Annotated in this window: 14 protein-coding genes; 4 read left to right on the forward strand and 10 right to left on the reverse strand. The window is 65.6% G+C overall.

From position 1 onward, the window contains the following. Nucleotides 1-130: 130 nt before the first annotated feature. The 5 genes from BMY29_RS12775 to BMY29_RS12795 form a co-directional block, all read right to left on the reverse strand. Nucleotides 131-1,312 (reverse strand): ABC transporter ATP-binding protein, encoded by a 1,182-nt coding sequence (locus BMY29_RS12775; protein WP_049991786.1) that lies wholly within the window; start codon nucleotides 1,310-1,312, stop codon nucleotides 131-133. Nucleotides 1,313-1,406: 94 nt separating this feature from the next. Then, nucleotides 1,407-2,117, reverse strand: coding sequence for a YesL family protein (locus BMY29_RS12780; protein WP_241471322.1), 711 nt, complete (start codon nucleotides 2,115-2,117; stop codon nucleotides 1,407-1,409). A 2-nt stretch (nucleotides 2,118-2,119) separates the two neighbouring features. After that, the gene (locus tag BMY29_RS12785; protein ID WP_049991787.1) at nucleotides 2,120-2,986 is read right to left on the reverse strand and encodes a carbohydrate ABC transporter permease; all 867 of its coding nucleotides are present in this window, start codon (nucleotides 2,984-2,986) and stop codon (nucleotides 2,120-2,122) included. Continuing rightward, complete coding sequence (locus BMY29_RS12790; protein ID WP_049991788.1) at nucleotides 2,983-3,894, reverse strand: carbohydrate ABC transporter permease; 912 nt, start codon at nucleotides 3,892-3,894, stop codon at nucleotides 2,983-2,985. The genes BMY29_RS12785 and BMY29_RS12790 overlap by 4 nt, the downstream gene beginning before the upstream one ends. Before the next feature lies 1 nt (nucleotide 3,895). Continuing rightward, nucleotides 3,896-5,215 carry an extracellular solute-binding protein gene (locus BMY29_RS12795; RefSeq protein WP_049991789.1) on the reverse strand — a complete coding sequence of 440 codons (1,320 nt, stop codon included), beginning with the start codon at nucleotides 5,213-5,215 and terminating at the stop codon, nucleotides 3,896-3,898. A gap of 235 nt (nucleotides 5,216-5,450) precedes the next feature. On the opposite strand from BMY29_RS12795, the gene BMY29_RS12800 reads away from it, so the two are divergent. After that, complete coding sequence (locus BMY29_RS12800) at nucleotides 5,451-6,956, forward strand: alpha-N-arabinofuranosidase (protein WP_049991790.1); 1,506 nt, start codon at nucleotides 5,451-5,453, stop codon at nucleotides 6,954-6,956. Nucleotides 6,957-7,068: 112 nt separating this feature from the next. Here the strand turns inward: BMY29_RS12800 and BMY29_RS12805 are convergent, their stop codons facing one another. Beyond that, a complete protein-coding gene (locus tag BMY29_RS12805; RefSeq protein ID WP_049991791.1) occupies nucleotides 7,069-7,830 on the reverse strand; it encodes an IclR family transcriptional regulator in 762 nt (253 codons plus the stop codon). A 634-nt stretch (nucleotides 7,831-8,464) separates the two neighbouring features. On the opposite strand from BMY29_RS12805, the gene BMY29_RS12810 reads away from it, so the two are divergent. Together BMY29_RS12810 and BMY29_RS12815 are read left to right on the forward strand one after the other, a co-directional pair. Continuing rightward, nucleotides 8,465-9,586, forward strand: a complete 1,122-nt coding sequence (locus tag BMY29_RS12810) for a M24 family metallopeptidase (RefSeq protein WP_049991792.1) — start codon at nucleotides 8,465-8,467, stop codon at nucleotides 9,584-9,586. 107 nt (nucleotides 9,587-9,693) lie between these two features. Continuing rightward, the gene (locus BMY29_RS12815; protein WP_049991793.1) at nucleotides 9,694-11,139 is read left to right on the forward strand and encodes an MATE family efflux transporter; all 1,446 of its coding nucleotides are present in this window, start codon (nucleotides 9,694-9,696) and stop codon (nucleotides 11,137-11,139) included. A 338-nt stretch (nucleotides 11,140-11,477) separates the two neighbouring features. Here the strand turns inward: BMY29_RS12815 and BMY29_RS12820 are convergent, their stop codons facing one another. Then, on the reverse strand, nucleotides 11,478-12,311 hold the full coding sequence (locus BMY29_RS12820) for an SDR family NAD(P)-dependent oxidoreductase (protein WP_049991794.1): 834 nt from the start codon (nucleotides 12,309-12,311) through the stop codon (nucleotides 11,478-11,480). A gap of 690 nt (nucleotides 12,312-13,001) precedes the next feature. Between BMY29_RS12820 and BMY29_RS12825 the strand changes: the two genes are divergently transcribed. Continuing rightward, the gene (locus BMY29_RS12825) at nucleotides 13,002-14,063 is read left to right on the forward strand and encodes an NAD(P)-dependent glycerol-1-phosphate dehydrogenase (protein ID WP_049991795.1); all 1,062 of its coding nucleotides are present in this window, start codon (nucleotides 13,002-13,004) and stop codon (nucleotides 14,061-14,063) included. Between the two features lie 91 nt (nucleotides 14,064-14,154). Here BMY29_RS12825 and BMY29_RS12830 read toward each other — a convergent pair whose 3' ends face one another. The 3 genes from BMY29_RS12830 to BMY29_RS12840 form a co-directional block, all read right to left on the reverse strand. Continuing rightward, entirely contained in the window at nucleotides 14,155-14,970 is an 816-nt protein-coding gene (locus BMY29_RS12830; RefSeq protein ID WP_049991796.1) for an ABC transporter permease subunit, read from the reverse strand. Further along, nucleotides 14,967-15,911 carry an ABC transporter ATP-binding protein gene (locus tag BMY29_RS12835; protein WP_049991797.1) on the reverse strand — a complete coding sequence of 315 codons (945 nt, stop codon included), beginning with the start codon at nucleotides 15,909-15,911 and terminating at the stop codon, nucleotides 14,967-14,969. Before BMY29_RS12835 ends, BMY29_RS12830 begins: the two co-directional genes overlap by 4 nt. A 105-nt stretch (nucleotides 15,912-16,016) precedes the next feature. Further along, nucleotides 16,017-17,861, reverse strand: a complete 1,845-nt coding sequence (locus BMY29_RS12840; RefSeq protein WP_049991798.1) for a S9 family peptidase — start codon at nucleotides 17,859-17,861, stop codon at nucleotides 16,017-16,019. Nucleotides 17,862-17,873: the final 12 nt, after the last annotated feature.

Below are 17,873 nucleotides of genomic sequence, written 5' to 3' on the forward strand. Positions count from 1 at the left end.
GGCTCGCCGACGAATCTTCGTGACACGCCGGTAGGAGACGCCCGCCTGCAGCGACGGCCGCGATGGGAATCGCGACCGATTCCGTCACCGTCCACGGAACCAAATCGCCGGCAACGGCTTCGTCGACGCCTCAAGCGGGCTCCTCGGCCTCGGTTTCGGTCTCCGACGCAGCGGACCGATCGGCGTCGCGGGGCTCGGTCGTGCGGAGGTCGGCCAGCAGGTTCTCGCCGGTCTGACCGTCGAAGAGGTGGATGTCGACGGGATCGAACGCGAGGTCGACTTGTTCGCCGACGTCTGGCTTTACGTCGCCTGGCACCCGCACGCGACACTCGTCGCCCTCGATGTCCAGGTAGACGAAGTTGTCGCTGCCCGCGACTTCGACCACCTCGACGGTCGCGGGAATCGTGTTCGCGCCGGTCGCGTCGTAGGTGATGTCCTCGGGGCGGATACCCAGTTCGTGCTCGTCGGCGGCGGTGCCGTCGATCTCGTCGGTAATTCGGGACGGGATCTGGTACTCGAATCCGTCGCCGACGAGCGTCGAACCGCTCGCCACGACATCGAAGAAGTTCATCGCGGGGCTCCCGATGAAGTCCGCGACGAATCGGTTCGCGGGGTTGTTGTACACCTCGTCCGGGGACGCGAACTGCTGTAGTTCGCCCTCGTTGAGGACGATGATCCGATCGCTCATCGTCAGTGCCTCGTGTTGGTCGTGCGTGACGTAGATAGTCGTCGTCCCGAGTTCCTCCTGCAGACGCTGGAGTTCGGTCCGCATGTGGACCTTGAGCTTCGCGTCGAGGTTCGACAGCGGTTCGTCCATCAGGAAGATCTTCGGATCACGGACGATCGCCCGGCCCGTCGCAACGCGTTGTTGCTGGCCGCCCGAGAGCTCGCTGGGCTTGCTGTCGAGTTCGTCCTCGATACCCATCATTTCGGCCGTCTCGTGGACCCGTTGTTCGATCTCGTCGTCCGCCAGGTCCGTCGTCAGCCGGAGCCCGTAGCCCATGTTCTTCTCGACGGACATGTGGGGGTACAGTGCGTAGTTCTGGAACACCATCGCGATGCCCCGGTCCTGCGGTTCGACGCCCTTGATGCTCTCGTCGCCGATCCTGATGTCTCCCTCGGTGATCGTCTCGAGGCCGGCGATCATCCGGAGCAGCGTCGACTTCCCCGACCCCGACGGGCCGACGATAGTGATGAACTCGCCGTCCTCGATGCGCGCGTTGAACGCCTCGATGGCGACGAAGTAGTCGTTGTACACTTTCCGAACGTCGTCGAACGTTACCGGTGCGGTCGTGTCCTCCGTATTACTCATGGTGAACTCCGTTCTGCTGCGGAAACTGCCTGGCGCGTCGATTCGCCCGTCGCCGGGGTGGCGGTGCGTGAACGGTCGGTGGATGTGCTGTGGATCATGGTGTGAGTGTCAGGGGTCCGTCGCCGACGCCGGCGACGAACTCGACGTGAAACGCGAACGCGACGCCGGCGAACAGCAGGGCCACGGCGACGGTCAGCAGCGTCGTGACGGCGAACAACGCGACCGTCACGACGCCGAGCGCGACCGCGCCGACGGGGTGGGCGGCCGTCCAGCGGTAGCCCGTCGCCAGCGCGGCGGTCGGGGACTCGCCCGCGGCCACCCCGAGCAGCGCCGGGATCGACACGAGCCAGGCGTACAGGCCCGCGTACGTACAACAGAGCGCGAGCAGCCCCGCCGCGACCGTCCCGGTGGCGAGATAGGCGAGCGCGTAGTTCGCCGCGATGGCGACCAGCGCCACCGGGACGAGCGCGAGCAGCGTCGCGTGGACGAACTGGCGGCGGACGGTCGCGAGGACCGCCTCGCGGTCGACGCGGTCGGCGCCGTCCTCGCGCAGCGACAGCACCGCGCGATAGGCGCCGACCGTCGCGGGCCCGATCGTCACGATCGGCAGCGCCGTCAGGAACCAGGCGAGGCTGATCCCGATCACCGAGACGAGGTGGGTCCAGACGAATCGGGTCGTCCGCCGGGCCGCGGCGTACACCGGGTCCACGTCCGGATCCCGCGGCGTCGCTTGCGTCCGTTCGGAGGGCTGCGTCTGCGGTTGCGGTCGTGCCTGCGGTCGCGATTGCGGTTGCGTCCCGGACATGGTCACTTCGTCGTCCCCTGCATTTCGACGGCTCGCACGAGGTGTTTCTGCATCACCAGGAAGACCAGCAACAGCGGTACCGAGGCGACCACTGCCGAGGTCATGATCACGCCAGGCTCGGTCACGCCCAGATTGTCCTGTAGCGTCACCAGGCCGATCGGCAGCGTGTACATCGCGTCGTCCTGGAAGATGAGCAGCGGCCAGACGAAGGCGTTCCACGTCCAGATGAAGATGAACAGTCCCAGCGCGGCGAGCGCCGACCGCATCAGCGGCAAGACGATGTGCGAGAAAACGCGCAGCCGCGAGAACCCGTCGAGGCGGGCCGCCTCCTCTAACTCCTCGGGGATATCCTTGAAGAACTGGACGAGCATGAACACGCCCAACGGGTTGGCGGCGCTCGGGAGCACGACGCCCCAGACGGAGTTGACGAGCCCGAGTTCGCTCACGATGATGTACACCGGGACGAGGTTGACGATGCCCGGCACCATGAAACTGGCCACGATGACCGCGAAGATGGCGCGGCGACCCGGCCAGTCGAGCCTGGTCAGCGAGTAGGCGATCATCGCGTCGATCAGCATTACGACGATCGTCGTGACCCCGGCCAGGATGACCGTGTTGACCGTCCACTGGACGATCAGCGAGTTGGTGAGCAGGTACTCGTACCAGTAGAGCGTGAGGTCCCACGGGATCAGGTGGGGCACTTCGGAGTAGACCAGGTCCCGGGTCATGAACGACGTCGCGAACATGTACCAGTACGGGAGCAGGAACAGCAACGCCGTTCCGTACAGCCCGGCGTACAGGCCGATCGTTCGGAGCCGATCGCTGGTCAGCGAGACGCCGTCGAACAAGCGCTGTGAGTCCGTACTCATTGGGTATCACGTCCGAGGAAGTAGTAGCTAGTCGCGGAGACCGCGATCAGGAGCATGAACAGTACGTAGCCGACCGCGGCGGCGTAGCCGAACTGGCGGCCGGTAAACGCCGTCTCGTACAGGTACAACACGATCGTCGTCGTCGAGAACGACGGGCCGCCGTCGGTCATGATGTACGGCTGGCCGAACACCTGGAAGGAGTTGACGAACGTTACGATAACGATGAAGACGAGCGGATTCTTCATCTGCGGAACCGTGATGTCGCGCATCATCCGCCAACTGCTCGCCCCGTCTAGTTTCGCCGCCTCGTAGAGGCGATCCGGAACGTTCTGGCGCGCGGCCAGCAGGATGATGAAGTTAAACGCCAGCTGCCACCAGACCGTCGCGATGGCGATCGCGGGCATCGCGAGCTCGTGGGAGGTCAACCAGTTGCCGCCGCCGAGGTAGTAGGGAATGAGCCCCGAGGCGCTGAAGATCTCCGACCACAGCAGCCCGACCACGGCGACGGTCAGCACGTACGGACTGAAGAAGACCGTCCGTAACAGCCACTTGCCTCTCACGTCGCGGTTGACGCCGAGTGCCAACAGCAACGAGCCGACGATGATCGGCGGCACCGAGAGCGCGACGAAGTAGACGGTGTTCCACAGCGCGTTCCAGAAGTCCGGATCCGAGAGCAGGATCCGGTAGTTCTCGAGGCCGATGAACTGCGACTGGGCCGGCTCGAGCGCGTTCCAGTCGTGGAAGCTCATGTACAGCGCGAGCGCCAGCGGACCGAAGAGGAACGTGCCGGCGATCAGGAGATACGGGATCGCAAACGTCGCCCCCGCGATCCACTCGCGCGTCGACGACTTCGAGAGGTCGACGAGTCCCGAGTCGCTCGCGTCGGATTGTTGGTTCGCTTGTGCCATATTATCGCCTGTTAAACGTTTGTCTGACGCCCTCCGCGGCGGTCTCGAGTACCGCTTCCGGAGTCATGTTCCCGGCGCGCATATCGTCGAGCGGCTGGTAGATCTGTTCGATGTACTCTTCGACGTTCGGCGTCGCGGGCGGGCGGACGAGCTGGTCGTTCTCCACCATCCCGTAGAACGTCTCCAGCGTCTGGGACCAGGTCTCCGAGTCCCGGAGCGCGTCGCTCTCGAGCGCCGCCTCGCTGGCGGGGAGGTGCCCGGCCTCGTACCCCCACCGGTCGTTGAACTCCTGTGAGAGCAAGCGGACGGTTTCGATCGTCTCCTCGAGGCGCTCTCGGTTGCGCTCCTCGCTCTCGGGGATGATCAGCATGTGGCTGTCCCCGACCGTCACGGGATCGTCCGAGTCCGGCATGACGAACGGCTCCGTCATGCCGAATTCGAAGCCCGCCTCGCGGACGACGGTGACGTGCCAGGTCCCTTCGATCTTCATGCCGACTTCGCCGCGGTTCCACGCGTCCCACCCGGCGGTCGGATCGACGGGCGCCCACTCGTGTTCGTGGACCCAGTCGTGCATCTCCTGAACGACCGCCAGGCCGTCGTCCGTCTCGAAGGCGGGTTCGTAGTCGTCGGTCAGGAGCCGTCCGCCCCGACTCTGTAGGAGCATCCGCATCGTCTCGGCCGCGTATTCTCCTTCGTGGAAGTCCAGCGCCCAGTAATCCGTGTTCTCGACGATCGCGTTGGCCGCCTCGTAGAACTGGTCGGGCGTGTTCGGCGGATCCTCCGGATCGAGACCGGCTTCCGCGAAGATTTCCTTGTTGTAGTAGAGCCCGAACGGGTGGGTGTCGATCGGCACGGCGAGTTGCTCGCCGTCGACGAGGCCACCATCGACCACTTCGTCGAGATACGGGTCGGCCCCGATCTCGTCGGTGACCGAGACGAGACTGTCCTGATAGTCCCGCATCATCCGGGAGTGCATCACCGCGATGTCCGGCGGGTTGCCCCCGACCATCGACGTGTACAGGCGTCCGTAGTGTTCGTCCCAGGGAACCCGTTGGCGGTTGATCCGCAATCCCCCGTAGTCGTCGCTCTCGTTGATCCCGTCGACCATCTCCTTCATGACGGCGCCGTCACCGCCGCCGAAGAGCGTCCAGTACTCGACACCGTCGCGTGACGTCCCGATATAGCCCGTACAGCCGGCGGCGCCGGTCAGGGCCGCGATGCCCGTCGTTTGCAAGAAGCGCCGCCGGCCGAGGGAACTCGAGCGCGGCGGATCGCCCGAGTCACCGCTCGACGACGGCGGTCTATCGTCATGTGTTGGCATACGTCGTCAAAAACTAAATACTAATATATACACATTTCGGAAATATTCCGATCTCCGCCCCCTTAATGTATCGTTGCCTCTCGTAGATATCGCCGAAACCCGTCGAATCACGACGAATGCCGGCGGTAGAACTCGGTTTATACGGTTCAGGTCGAATCGCCGGACCGACGCGACTGTAAGAGGTGTCGATAACCGTATCATTTATGGTCCAGTCGGGAACACACAACACTCGTGCATGACAGACGCACACATAACAGTGCATACTGAGGCGGCTATCGATCGAATCGCCCCCGAAGTGCACGGTCACTTCGCCGAGCACCTCGGTCGCTGCATCTACGACGGTATCTGGCACAGCGAGCGCGCCGACGAGAGCGGGTTCCGCGAGGACACCGTTTCCCTACTGGCCGATCTCGACCTCCCCGTGCTCCGGTGGCCAGGCGGCTGTTTCGCCGACGACTACCACTGGGAGGACGGCGTCGGCCCGCGGGAGGAGCGCCCGCGGCGTCGCAACCTCTTCTGGGCGCAGGGCCCCGAAGAGAGCCCCGAGGAGTCTAACGCCTTCGGCACCGACGAGTTCCTCGAACTGTGCGAGCGAATCGGGACCGAACCGTACCTCGCGGCCAACGTCGGTTCGGGCGACCCCCAGGAGGCCGCCGACTGGGTCGAGTACTGCAACTACGACGGTGACACCGAACTGGCCGACCGCCGCCGGGAGAACGGACACGAGGATCCCTACGGCGTGAAATACTGGGGGCTCGGTAACGAGAACTGGGGCTGTGGCGGCCAGATGTCGCCCGAACAGTACGCCCGCGAGTACCGCCGGTTCGCGACGTACGTCGGCACGATGGACAACCTGATGCTCGACCACGACCTCGAGCTCATCGCCTGCGGCTTCGAGGGCCACGAGTGGAACCGCCGCTTCCTGGAGGAGATCAACGAGTCCCCGTGGGGCGCGGAGTTCCCGCTCGACCACCTCACGCTGCACCACTACTACGGGCGGGGGATGACCGTCGCCGAGGCCGACGAGGACAAGTACGATCGATTCCTCGCGGACGCGCTCGAGATGGAACGCCACATCGAGCGCATGGCCGGGGCGATCAACGCCGTCGCGACCACTCGCGATATCGGCGTCATCATCGACGAGTGGGGCGCCTGGCACCCCGAAGCGACCGCGGACAACGGCCTCGAGCAGCCGGGGACCGTCCTCGACGCGCTCTCCGCGGCGGCCGTCCTCGACGTCTTCAACGACAACAGCGACGTCGTCACGATGACGAACATCGCCCAGACCGTCAACGTCCTCCAGTGTCTCGTCGAGACCGACGAAGACGACGCCTGGGCTCGGCCGACCTACCGCGTCTTCGACCTCTACGCGTCCCACAAAGGCAACGACGCCGTCCGCACCACCGTATCGACGCCGACGCGCGAACTCGCCGACGACGACCGCGAACTGCCGCTGGTCGGCGCTTCCGCCTCGGTCGGCGACGACGGGACATATGTCACCGTCACGAACCTCGACTGCCGCGGTACACACAGCGTCGACGTCTCCCTCGAAGGCGCGAGCCTCGACGAGGGCGACGTCCGCGCCGAGATCCTGTTCGCCGATCAGGAGCCCGCACACGAGGTGACTCCCGACAACGCCGACGAGTTCGTCGCCGAAGATCTCGCGGTCTCGGTCGCCGGCGACGGTACCCTCACCGCGGAGCTGCCGCCGTCGACGGTCGCCGCCGTCTCCATCCGGTAAGCGAACCGCCGAGACGGACCTCAGACGAACGCTTTTCGCGATCAGTTGCGCCCGACTCGCTCTCATCACCGAACGCCGACGGCCGACCGGCCGACCGGCCAGGCGGTGGCGCTCAGGAGTAGTTGTGCTCGAGTTCGATGACGTTCGCGGTCCCCAGCACCGCCTCGGTGAGTGCTTCGTGAAACCGCTCGTCGTCGACCCGGTGGACGGGACAGGAGACGCTCACCGCCGCAATGCTCCGGTCGGCGTCGTCGGTGATCGGCGCCGCGAGACACCGCAGTCCGTTAAGCCGCTCCTCCCGATCGACGGCGTATCGCTGCTCGCGGATCGCCTCGAGTTCCGCGTAGAGGTCCTCCCGATCGGTGATCGTTCGGGGCGTCAGTCTCGGCAGACCGTGTTCGGAGAGCATTCCCTCGACCTCCTCGCGGGGCCGAAAGGCGAGAATCGCTTTTCCGAGGCCGGTACAGTGAAGCCGAACGCGCTTGCCCTCGTGGGTGTCGAGTTCGACCGCGTTCTCGCCCTGGGCCTGGTAGAGGTAGATCCCGCGGCCGTTCTTCTCGACGAGGAGATTGACGAGTTCGCCGGTTTCGTCGGCGAGTTCGTCGACCTGAGATTTGGCGACGTCGTAGATCGGAGTCCGATTCCGCGCGTACGCGCCTAATCCGAGAAACGAGAGGCCGATGTGATACTCGTCGCCGTCCTTGTCGACGTACTCGCGGTTCGCCAGCGTCGTCAGGTGGTTGTGGACCGCGCTCTTCCCGATGTCGACGTGATCCGTTACTTCCGAGACGCCGGCGCCGTCGAGTTCCTGAAGCACTTCGAGAATTTCGAAGGTCCGGCTGACGGTCCGAACGGGATGATTCGGTTTCGACATACACTGTCTGCCGCCGGAAAGGCTATTAAATTAGTGTGCTTGAATAAACACCGTTCGTTCTTGATGTAATCACGTTAATAATTATAGAACATTATAAAATGTGTTTAACCAGTGTTTATCGACCGGAAACGAATCGTGCCGGGAATCGCCCGAGGGATCCGTTCGTCGCGCGCCGATCGCTATACGGGGCCGAATCGGCCTCTCTGACCCAGACAGAACTACGTTTTGTCGCACAGAACTCGTTTCTGTGCATCCGAACGGACAGCCGGAAAGCCACCCGGATCGACGCCGCGCACTCACCGCTCGCCGCGAGCGGCGGCTGCGAGTCGGCGATCCATCGATGCCCTCGGTCGACTGTACGGTCAGTCGAGTACTGACCGGTCGCCCGCCATCCACACGAGGGGCACGCACAGTATCGCGAGCCGCTCTGGCGGGCGTCCGCATTTGGATTACATTCCTACGATTGTAATCCAAGAGGCAAGGAGGAGCCGAATAGCGGCCGTGAATGATCGGACTACTGTTCTTCATTACAGAACGTTCCAGTCGTTTCCGAACCGACGACATCGTCCGATCGCCGGCGCGAACGGCCGTCTCGGCGGAACGCTTATGCGCGAGACCGTCGCTCCGCGTAGATATGGAGCGACCAGTGACTGTCAAGCGAAGCCGAATTCGAGAGACGCTCGCGGACCGATCGCTCGCGGAACTGTGGCTGCTTCGGCCGGAGAACGTCGCCTGGCTCGCGGGCGGCGACGTCGTCATCGACGCGGCGAGCGATGTCGGCGCGGCCGCACTCGGGGTGCCGGCAGAGGGCGACGTCGTGCGGCTGCTCGCACCGAACAACGAGATCGATCGCGTTCGCGACGAGGAGCTGCCGGCGCTCGAGGCGGCTGGTGTCGAGCTCGAGATCGAGCGGTACGAGTGGCACGAGTCGTCCCTCCCGGCTGCCGTCGCCGACCGAAGCGACGCGCCGGCGGGTGCGGACGTCCCGATCGACGGCCTGGCGAGGGTCGATCCGTCGCCGCTCCGGACGTCGCTTCCGGCGGCCGAACGCGATCGGTACCGGACGGCGTGTCGAGCGGCCACTCGGGCCGTCGAGGCCGTGGGGGCCGACCTCGACTCGGCGACGACCGAGCGCGAGGCGGCGGCGCGACTGCGGCGCGAACTCGCCCGTCGCGGGTTCGCCGCGCCGGTGGTCCTCGTGGGCGGTGCGGACCGAGCCGTCGCGCAGCGACACTTCACGCCGACGGACGCGCCGCTGGGCGAGTTCGGCCACCTGACGGTCGTCGCCGAGCGCGGCGGCCACAACGTCGCCGTTACTCGGACGGTCGCGTTCGACCTGCCCGCCTGGCTTCGCGACCGCCACCGGGCGGCGTGTCGCGTCGCCGCGACGGCAGCGGCGGCGACCGCGGCGGCGGCGCGATCCGGCGGGACCGCGGGCGAGGTGTTCGACGCGATTCGGACCGCCTACGCGGAGGTCGACTACCCCGACGAGTGGCGACGCCACCACCAGGGCGGTGCGATCGGCTACGAGAGCCGCGAGTGGACCGCGACGCCGGACTCGGAGACGCCGATCAGCGAGCCGTTGCCGTACGCGTGGAATCCGACGGTTCGGGGAGCGAAGTGCGAGGACACGGTTCTGGTCGCCGACGGGATCGAGGTGCTGACGGCGACCGGCGAGTGGCCGACGGCGAGCTACGAGGCGGTCGGCTTCGACGCCAGCGTGACGTTTCACGAGCCGCTCGAGCGGGACCGATAGACGCCTGTGGGGAGGCGGGGTCCGTCGCGGCGGGCGACCGAGCCGGAAGGGCTTGCCGGGGAACCAACAGCCTTTGACGACCCGCCGGAACGGAGAGCCGTCCCCTCGTGCCATCGGTCCCCAATCCGCTGCGGCTCGCGATCCGCGCCGTCGGACTCGCGCTCGCCCGCCTCGGCGCTATCGATCGCGACCGCGCCGTCCGAACGACCGAACTCGCCTGGCCCCGCATCGTCACCGGTCTCGCCCGGATGTCGAAGAACGCGGTCGACGTCGCGATGGTGGGCGTCGCTGTCGGCACCGCCGCGGTCGCGGGCGTCGGGTTCGCCGGCCCGTTCTGGGGGCTCGCGTTCGCCATCGGCGGCGGCGTCGCCGGCGGGACGATCGCCCTCGTCTCCCAGCGCTACGGCGCCGATGCCCGCGACGAACTGGGCCTGGCGGTCCGCTCGAGCACGGCGCTGGTCGTAGCGATGAGCCTGCCGGTGACGCTGGTCTTCTGGCTCGTCCCCCACGAACTCGTCGGGCTGCTCAGCAGCAACGACCGGGCCGTCGCCTACGGGGCGCGATACCTCCAGGTGGTCGGGCTCGGTATCCCCTTCGCGGGGCTCAACCTCGTCGGCAGTCGGACCCTCGTCGGCGCCGACGACGCCTACACCGCGATGCAGGTGCGCGGGGGCGGGGCTGTGGCCAACATCGGATTGAACTGGCTGTTCGTCTTCGCGCTCGACTGGGGCGTCGCCGGCGCGGCGCTCGGGACCGTCCTCTCGAACGTCGCCGCCACGTCGGCGTTCGCGATCGGACTCGTTTACGGCCGCGCGCCCGCGATCGGCGCCTTCCCCGTTCGCGTGGACCCGACCGGACGGTACGTCGATCCCGAGACGATCCGCGATCTGGGGCGGATCGGCCTCCCCATTGGCGCCCGAAACCTCGTTTGGACGGTCGCGGAGTTTCCGATGCTCGCCATCCTCGATCACTTCGGCGAACCGACCGTCGCCGCGTTCGTCATCGCCCGCCGCATCTGGGGGCTGATGAACACGCCGGGCTGGGGCTTTGGCCTGGCCGCCTCGAGCCTGGTCGGCCAGGCGCTCGGGCAGAACGACGAGGCGACGGCGGAGGCCTACGGCCGCGAGATCGTCCGCTTTTCGGTCGCGACCTACGCCGTCTTCGCGGGGTGTATCGCGACGGTCGCTGAGCGGCTCGTCGTCCTGTTCGCCGACGGAGCGACGAGTCCGGAGGTGCCGATCGCCGTGTCCCTCGTGTACGCCGCCTGCGTGGCCGTCGTCTTTCAGGGCGTGACGGCCGCCGCGTCCGGCCCGCTCGACGCCAGCGGCGATACGAGGGTGCCCTTCGCGAGTCAGTTCCTCGGTATCTTCGGGGGGTCGATTCCGCTCGCGTACCTCGGAGCGACGACCACGCTCGGGTATTGGGGGCTGTACCTGGCCTTCCTCGCGGAGACGACCGTTCCCGCCGCCATCAATTACTGGCGGTTCCGCACGAACAAGTGGAAGGCGATCAGCGAGAGTTACCGACCCGACGTGGCGGCCGGCGACGATTGAGTTCGATACGCGACGTCGATGCGGTCGAACGCCGCCTGGCCGCGTCGATCGATGTTCGTCAATTGTCGTAGCAACCTTTTAGTGATCAGCGATAGAGGACGAGCGTATGCGATACGAGTGTTCGCGCTGCGATGGGACGGTCGACCACCAGCAGTACGCCGCAAGTTGTCCGCACTGTGGCCATCCGCCGAAACAGGGTGCCGATTGAGCGTCGCGTCGAAAACCGATCGATGGCGAACCGACACCCGATAGCGACGGCTCATCGGGCGTCACAAACGTGCTATTCGATCTACTACCAGGATAGCAAAGCGCCGGCGCGTCGATACCGCCGCGACGCGCTAGAGGATCTGATACCCTCCGTCGACGTACAGGAGGTGACCGGTGATGTACGATGCGTCGTCGGTCGCCAGGAACAGGTACGGGCTGGCGACGTCCTCGGGCGTCCCCAACCGGCCGATCGGGATGTCCGTCTCGATCGCCTGGTCGTCCGGATCCGGCAGCGCGGCGTCGCCGGCGATGAATCGGTCGTCGACGGTGCGATCGAACTCGAGGTCGGGCGTTTCCTCGCCGAACGTGGTCTCGATGATACCGGGTGCGACGGCGTTGACCCGGATGCCAAAGCGCGCGAGTTCGAGCGCGGCGACGCGGGTGAGCATCATAACTGCACCCTTCGAGGCGTCGTACATGGTGTGGCCGAGTTGGGCGTACTCGGAGCTGATCGAGGCTGTGTTGATGATACAGCCGGGGTCGTCCGCGGCGAGCATCTCTCGGGCGGCGGCGCGACAGCCGGCGAAGACGCCGCGGACGTTGACCGCCAGCACCTGGTCGAACTCATCGACGGGCGTCTCGAGCAGCGATCCGTGGCGGTAGATGCCGGCGTTGTTGACCATCACGTCGACACCGCCGAACTCCCGGGCGGCCTCGACGACCGACGCGACGTCGTCGGGATCCGAGACGTCCGTTTCGACGAACGTCGCGCGGCCGCCCGCGTCCTCGATTCGTTCGTGGGTCGGTATCGATTCGTCGGCGTCTTTCGGTTCCTCGAGCACGTCGGCGACGACGACCGTGGCACCGGCCGCGCCGAATCGGCGCGCGATTTCGCGACCGATTCCGGACGAGCCGCCGGTGACGATAACCGTCTCATCGGAGAAGTCGTACGTCAGCGAACCCATACGATAATTGGCGCATCTAGTTACTTAATTATTACTTCGCCGGAGACGACCGGTTTTGTGCTGCCGGTCGACGATTGGGCCGCCGCTCTAAGAAGAAACATTACTTACATTGATAGTAATTACTATAATGACCGAGGAATAGACACAACACGAATATGAATGCATAGTTGACTTTTGGTTCCGACTGGAGTGCGCATTCGAGAGACCACCGATTCAGATGTAGCCTATCGGCGCACAAATCCCATCAGAGGGATTCTTGCAAGAGACAGGATGGAGGGGGGCCTGGTTCAATAATCTCGCGGTGTTTCCGCACAATATGTGCCCATTCTCGCCAATTGCACCCCAGATTGTGTCTAATACATCGGATTATACAGTGAAATACGCACGTCCATCAGTTCGAGATGAAATGGAATGTTTCCGTTACAACCTATGATATAGCACATTCCGTATGGGTAAATAGTCCTATAGAGAAATCGGGTACGAGTTTAACATACTGACTCCTGTTCCCGGTCGGACACGTCTCGAGAGTCCGACTTGCCGGATAAACGCAGTGATCCGACCGACTGTAACCTGAACGGCAACGGAGCGCAGCGGAGGGCAACGACTCACCGCTTCGGTTCGACCGCCGGCGCTATCCGCAGCGGACCGCGAGGAAAAACACGTATATCCCGTCGGTGAGTGGGATCTGGTATGTTCGAAAAGTCGACGTGGATCCGCCTCCCGCGAAACGTCGTCGTCGGCCACGGCGTTCGCAGCGAGGTCGTCGACGTGATCGACGATCTCCACCTTCAGGGGCGGCCGCTGTTCGTCACAAGCCCGACCCCCCGCGAGGTCGCGGCGGCGCCCATCGCCGCCGACTTCGAGGCCGCCGGGATCGAGCCCGCGATCGTCACGATCGAGGAAGCGACCTTCGACGCCGTCGAACGGGTGATCGAGACCGCCGAGGCCGAGGAGGCCGCCTATCTCGTCGGCATCGGCGGCGGCAAGGCCATCGACATCGCGAAGATGGCCAGCCACCACCTGGAGATGGGCTTTCTGTCCGTTCCGACGGCCGCCAGCCACGACGGAATCCTCAGCAACCGCGGCTCCGTCCCGAACGGGGACTCCCGCCACAGCGTCGCCGCCGAGCCGCCGCTCGCGGTCGTCGCCGACACCGGTATCCTCGCCGACGCACCCTGGGAGCTGACGACCGCCGGCTGCGCCGACATTATCTCCAACTACACCGCCGTCATGGACTGGCGGCTTGCCAAGCGACTGAAAGACGTCGAGTACTCCGAGTACGCCGCCGCGCTCTCGGAGATGACCGCCGAGATCCTCGTGGACAACGCCGACCTCATCCGGCCCGGCCTCGAGGAATCGGCCTGGGTCGTCACCAAGGCGCTCATGTCCTCCGGCGTCGCGATGAGTATCGCCGGCTCCTCGCGGCCCGCCAGCGGCGCCGAACACCTCTTCTCGCATCAGCTCGATCGCCTGGCGCCCGGCGCAGCCTTGCACGGCCACCAGGTCGGCGTCGGCTCGATCATGTCCGCCTACCTCCACGGCGGCGATCGGGGGATCTGGCGGGACATCCGCGACGCTCTCGCGAGCATCGACGCGCCGACGACCGCCGCAGAGCTCGGCATCGACGACGAGACGGTGATCGAGGCGCTGACGACCTGCCACGAGATCCGCGACCGCTACACGATCCTCGGCGACGGGATGAACGAGCGGGCGGCCCGCGAGGTCGCGACGAAAACGGGCGTCATCAGCTGACTGTGCACCGATAGAGGCGCATCGGCCGATCAAATAGCGGTTCCGCGGCCCATCGGCCTCTCGGTCGGTAGACCGTCTGCTCCTCGATCCCTCACCCCAGATCGGCGCGCTCGAACCGCCAACACCCCAGCGCGATCGGCACGACGAGCCAGGCGAGCATGACGGCGACCATCACTTCGGGCTGGAGAAACCACGGATAAATATCCGACACGGAATCCGCGGAGTACGCGAGCGGCGTCGAACGAACGTACGCGGCCGTCGGACTGAGGAGCACCTGGACGAACATGACCTGCATATTGGAGATACCGAGTCCAGCGAGGTCGTTGAAAAGGTACTCGATGGCGAAGCGGAACGGCCCGAACAGGTTCAACACGTTCGTCACGAAGAAGAAGCCGATCGCCCCGCCCATCGCACGCGATCGAGAGGCCGTCGTCGCGGAGATACCGATCGCGACGGCGACGTACGTCAGCGCATAGAGCACGGTCAGGGACGCGATGCCGACGAAGACGTCGGCCTCGAGCGACGGATACCAGACCAGAGTGAGGACGGCACCCACCAGAAACGCGACGACGATCGCCGCGGCGACGATCGCCGTCCGGGAGAGGAACTTGCCGAGAACGACGTCTCGACGGCTGTTCGGGATCGACAGGAGGTACTTGATGCCGCCGGACTCGCGTTCGCCCGCGATCGCGAGGTACGCCGCGACGAGGGCGATAAGGGGGATAAACACCGCGCCGATACCGGTCAGGCCCCCGAGCGCGTTCCGCACGTTCGGGTTCGAAACGCCGGTTTGTCCGAAGTAGAGGAACAACGCCATGATGGCGGCGTAGAGCCCACCGATGAGCCAGATGACCTTGGCTCGGCGGACGTCGAGGAAGTCCTTCCGCGCGACGTCGAGCGTGCTCATGCCGTCACCTCCGGGGCCGTCGGCTCCTCGTCGATTCGGTCGTCGCTCGTGTACGTGTTGAACAACTGTTCGATCGAGGCGTCTTCGGAGACGATGTCCTCGACGGTCGTCGCCTCAGCGACGCGTCGAACGACGTCGACCTTGACCGACGGATCGGTGCACGTCGCCGTGATCGTCGTCCCCTCGACGCTGACGGAGCGGACGCCCGCCAGGCCGTCGAGTCCGAGAGTGTCGGGGACGCGCCCAACATCGAGCGTGATCTGCGCACCGAGATCGAGTTCGCCCTTGAGCTCGTCGGGCGTCCCGGTCGCGGCCAGGCGGCCCTCGTTCATGATGCCGATGCGATCGCAGACCGACTCGACTTCGCCGAGGATGTGGCTCGAGAAGAACACGGCGGTTCCCCTGTCTGCCTCCGCGGAGATGATCTCGCGCATCTCCTGCATCCCTGTCGGGTCCAGACCGGAGGACGGTTCGTCGAGGATCAGGAGGTCGGGATCGCCGACCAGCGCCATGCCGAACCCGAGTCGTTGGGCCATCCCTTTCGAGTAGTCACCAGCGGGACGGTCACCGTCGTCGTCGGTGAGCCCGACTCGATCGAGGAGGGCGTCGGGATCGTCGTTGGCGTCCTTCGTGTCGATGACCCACTGGAGGTGTTCGCGCGCGGTGAGCCGATCGTAAAGGGTCGCGCCTTCGGGGAGGACGCCGATCCGTTCGCGGATCCGCTCGGTCTCGTCTTGGGCGTCGTAGCCGAGCACCGTCGCGGTGCCGTCGGAGGGCCGGACGAAGTCCAGTAATACGTTGATCGTCGTCGACTTGCCGGCGCCGTTGGGCCCCAGAAAGCCGAAGATCTCTCCTTCCTCGACGACCAGGTCGAGGTCGTCGACGGCGAGGACCGACCCGCCGTAGCGCTTGGTGAGCGAGGACGTTTTGATGGCGGCCATGACGGATTCTCCGTGGCCCCGTCATGTATGTTTTTTGTATAGAACGGCGTGTATCGATCAGGGTTCGACGGCGAGTGGACGTGCAGACGAGGCGGAGCGGATGCCTCAGACGTGCTCGTCGAGGAAGTCCGCGATCTCGGAATAGGCTTCGATACGGTTCTCGAGTTTCGAGAAGCCGTGGCCCTCGTCCTCGAAGATCAGTTTTCGGACGGGGACGCCCTGTGCTTCGGCCTGCTCAGCGATCTGTTTGGCCTCGCCGACCGGCACGCGGGGGTCGTTCTCCCCGTGGAGGACGAACAGCGGCGCCTCGATGTTCTCGACGTTGTTGATCGGCGAGATCTCCTCGAGGAACCCGCGGTCCTCGGCGAGCGAGCCGTACTCGGCCTCTCGGAGTTCGCGGCGCCAGTCGCCGGTGTTCTCGAGGAACGTGACGAAGTTGGCGATGCCGACGACGTCGACGCCGGCGGCCCAGAGGTCGGGGTACTCGGTCAGCGCGGCTAGCACCATGAAACCACCGTAGGAGCCGCCCTTGGCCGCGATCCGATCGGGGTCGATCGCGGGGTGGTCCCGCAACCACTCGACGCACGCTTTGATGTCGGCGACGGAGTCCATTCGGTTCTCGACGTCGTCGAGGCCGGCGTACTCGGCACCGTAGCCGGACGAGCCCCGGACGTTCGGCTCGAAGTAGGCGTACCCTCGGTCGAGGAAGTACTGCTTGACGCTCGAGAAGGAGGGTCGGCGTTGGCTCTCTGGACCGCCGTGGATGTCGACGATGACGGGGACGCCGTCGCCGTCGTTTGCGTCGCCCTCCTCGTAGTCGTCGGGAAGCGTGAGGAAACCGGGAACCTCGAGGTTGTCGAGGCTCTCGACGTGGACGAGGTCGGACTCGTCGAACGATTCGGGCGGGATGCCCGCTGTCGGCGCGTTGGTCCAGCGCTCGGCCTCGCCGGTCTCCGTGTCGACGACGAAGACGTTCGTGTTGACCGTATCGCCGGTCGTCGACAGCGCGAACCGTTCCGCGTCGGGGTCGAAGCTCACGCCGCCGGAGATACCACCGGGCAGGTCGGGCTCGGGGAAGGTCTCGAATTCGGTGGGGTCGTCGGCATCGAACTCCCCGACGGTCAGCTCGGTGTAGCCCTCGACGTTGCGCGAGCAGACGAACCGGCCCGTCTCGTCGTCGAGCGCGATGCCGTCGACGTTCCAGCCGTCCCCGTCGATGACCGTCTCGAGGTCGCCCGTCGCCAGGTCGAGGTAGGCCAGGTAGAGCGTGTCCGCGGCCGCCGTCCCGTCCTGATCGTCGTCGGTGACCAGGTAGATCCCCTCGCCGTCGGGAGCCCAACTGGCGCTCTGATAGCGGACGTCGCCCTCGTGGGGCGTGAGGTGGTCGAGCTCGCCGGTTTCGAGGTCGAGGACGGAGAGGTCCTGATCGAAGTTGGAGTAGGCCTGCGAGACGAGCAGCCGGGAGTCGTCGGGACTCCAGCCCGCCAGCGAGAGCCAGCCGTCGCCCTCGTGGACGAGGGTCGCGTCGTCCCCGGTCTCGTCGCGGTTCTGGACGTAGACGTCGAAGACGGCCTCGTCTCGCCGGTTCGAGGTGAACGCGAACCGGTCGCCATCGTGGCTCCAGCCACCCCAGCGGTGTTTGGCGTCGGGTATCGCCGTCAGGTTCTCGATCTTCCCCGTCTCGGAGTCGAGCCGGAACAGTTGAGCGCGCTCGTTGCCGCCCTCGTCCATCCCGAAGATCAGTTCCGGGCGCTCGGGTGACCACGAGGCGAAGGTCACCCGCTCGTCGTAGAAGGTCCGCTGCTCGGGCCAGGCGCGGGGCGCGTCGAGGGTCCAGACCTGCGGGGTGCCGGTCGTGTTCATCAGGAACGAGAGCCGGTCGCCGTCGGGACCGAACGAGGCGCCGTACGCGCTGCGGATATTGAGATAGCGCTCGATGTCGTAGCCCATGCCACAGCCGTA

The sequence above is a fragment of the Natrinema salifodinae genome, from assembly GCF_900110455.1.
Taxonomy (GTDB): Archaea; Halobacteriota; Halobacteria; order Halobacteriales; family Natrialbaceae; genus Natrinema; species Natrinema salifodinae.

Bases quoted from the DNA above. Each gene is read 5' to 3' on its own strand.
- BMY29_RS12835 (WP_049991797.1), bottom strand. From the start codon at position 15,911: ATGGCCGCCATCAAAACGTCCTCGCTCACCAAGCGCTACGGCGGGTCG.
- BMY29_RS12785 (WP_049991787.1), bottom strand. From the start codon at position 2,986: ATGAGTACGGACTCACAGCGCTTGTTCGACGGCGTCTCGCTGACCAGC.
- BMY29_RS12805 (WP_049991791.1), bottom strand. From the start codon at position 7,830: ATGTCGAAACCGAATCATCCCGTTCGGACCGTCAGCCGGACCTTCGAA.
- BMY29_RS12780 (WP_241471322.1), bottom strand. From the start codon at position 2,117: ATGTCCGGGACGCAACCGCAATCGCGACCGCAGGCACGACCGCAACCG.
- BMY29_RS12790 (WP_049991788.1), bottom strand. From the start codon at position 3,894: ATGGCACAAGCGAACCAACAATCCGACGCGAGCGACTCGGGACTCGTC.
- BMY29_RS12810 (WP_049991792.1), top strand. From the start codon at position 8,465: ATGGAGCGACCAGTGACTGTCAAGCGAAGCCGAATTCGAGAGACGCTC.
- BMY29_RS12775 (WP_049991786.1), bottom strand. From the start codon at position 1,312: ATGAGTAATACGGAGGACACGACCGCACCGGTAACGTTCGACGACGTT.
- BMY29_RS12820 (WP_049991794.1), bottom strand. From the start codon at position 12,311: ATGGGTTCGCTGACGTACGACTTCTCCGATGAGACGGTTATCGTCACC.
- BMY29_RS12795 (WP_049991789.1), bottom strand. From the start codon at position 5,215: ATGCCAACACATGACGATAGACCGCCGTCGTCGAGCGGTGACTCGGGC.
- BMY29_RS12825 (WP_049991795.1), top strand. From the start codon at position 13,002: ATGTTCGAAAAGTCGACGTGGATCCGCCTCCCGCGAAACGTCGTCGTC.
- BMY29_RS12830 (WP_049991796.1), bottom strand. From the start codon at position 14,970: ATGAGCACGCTCGACGTCGCGCGGAAGGACTTCCTCGACGTCCGCCGA.
- BMY29_RS12800 (WP_049991790.1), top strand. From the start codon at position 5,451: ATGACAGACGCACACATAACAGTGCATACTGAGGCGGCTATCGATCGA.
- BMY29_RS12840 (WP_049991798.1), bottom strand. From the start codon at position 17,861: ATGGGCTACGACATCGAGCGCTATCTCAATATCCGCAGCGCGTACGGC.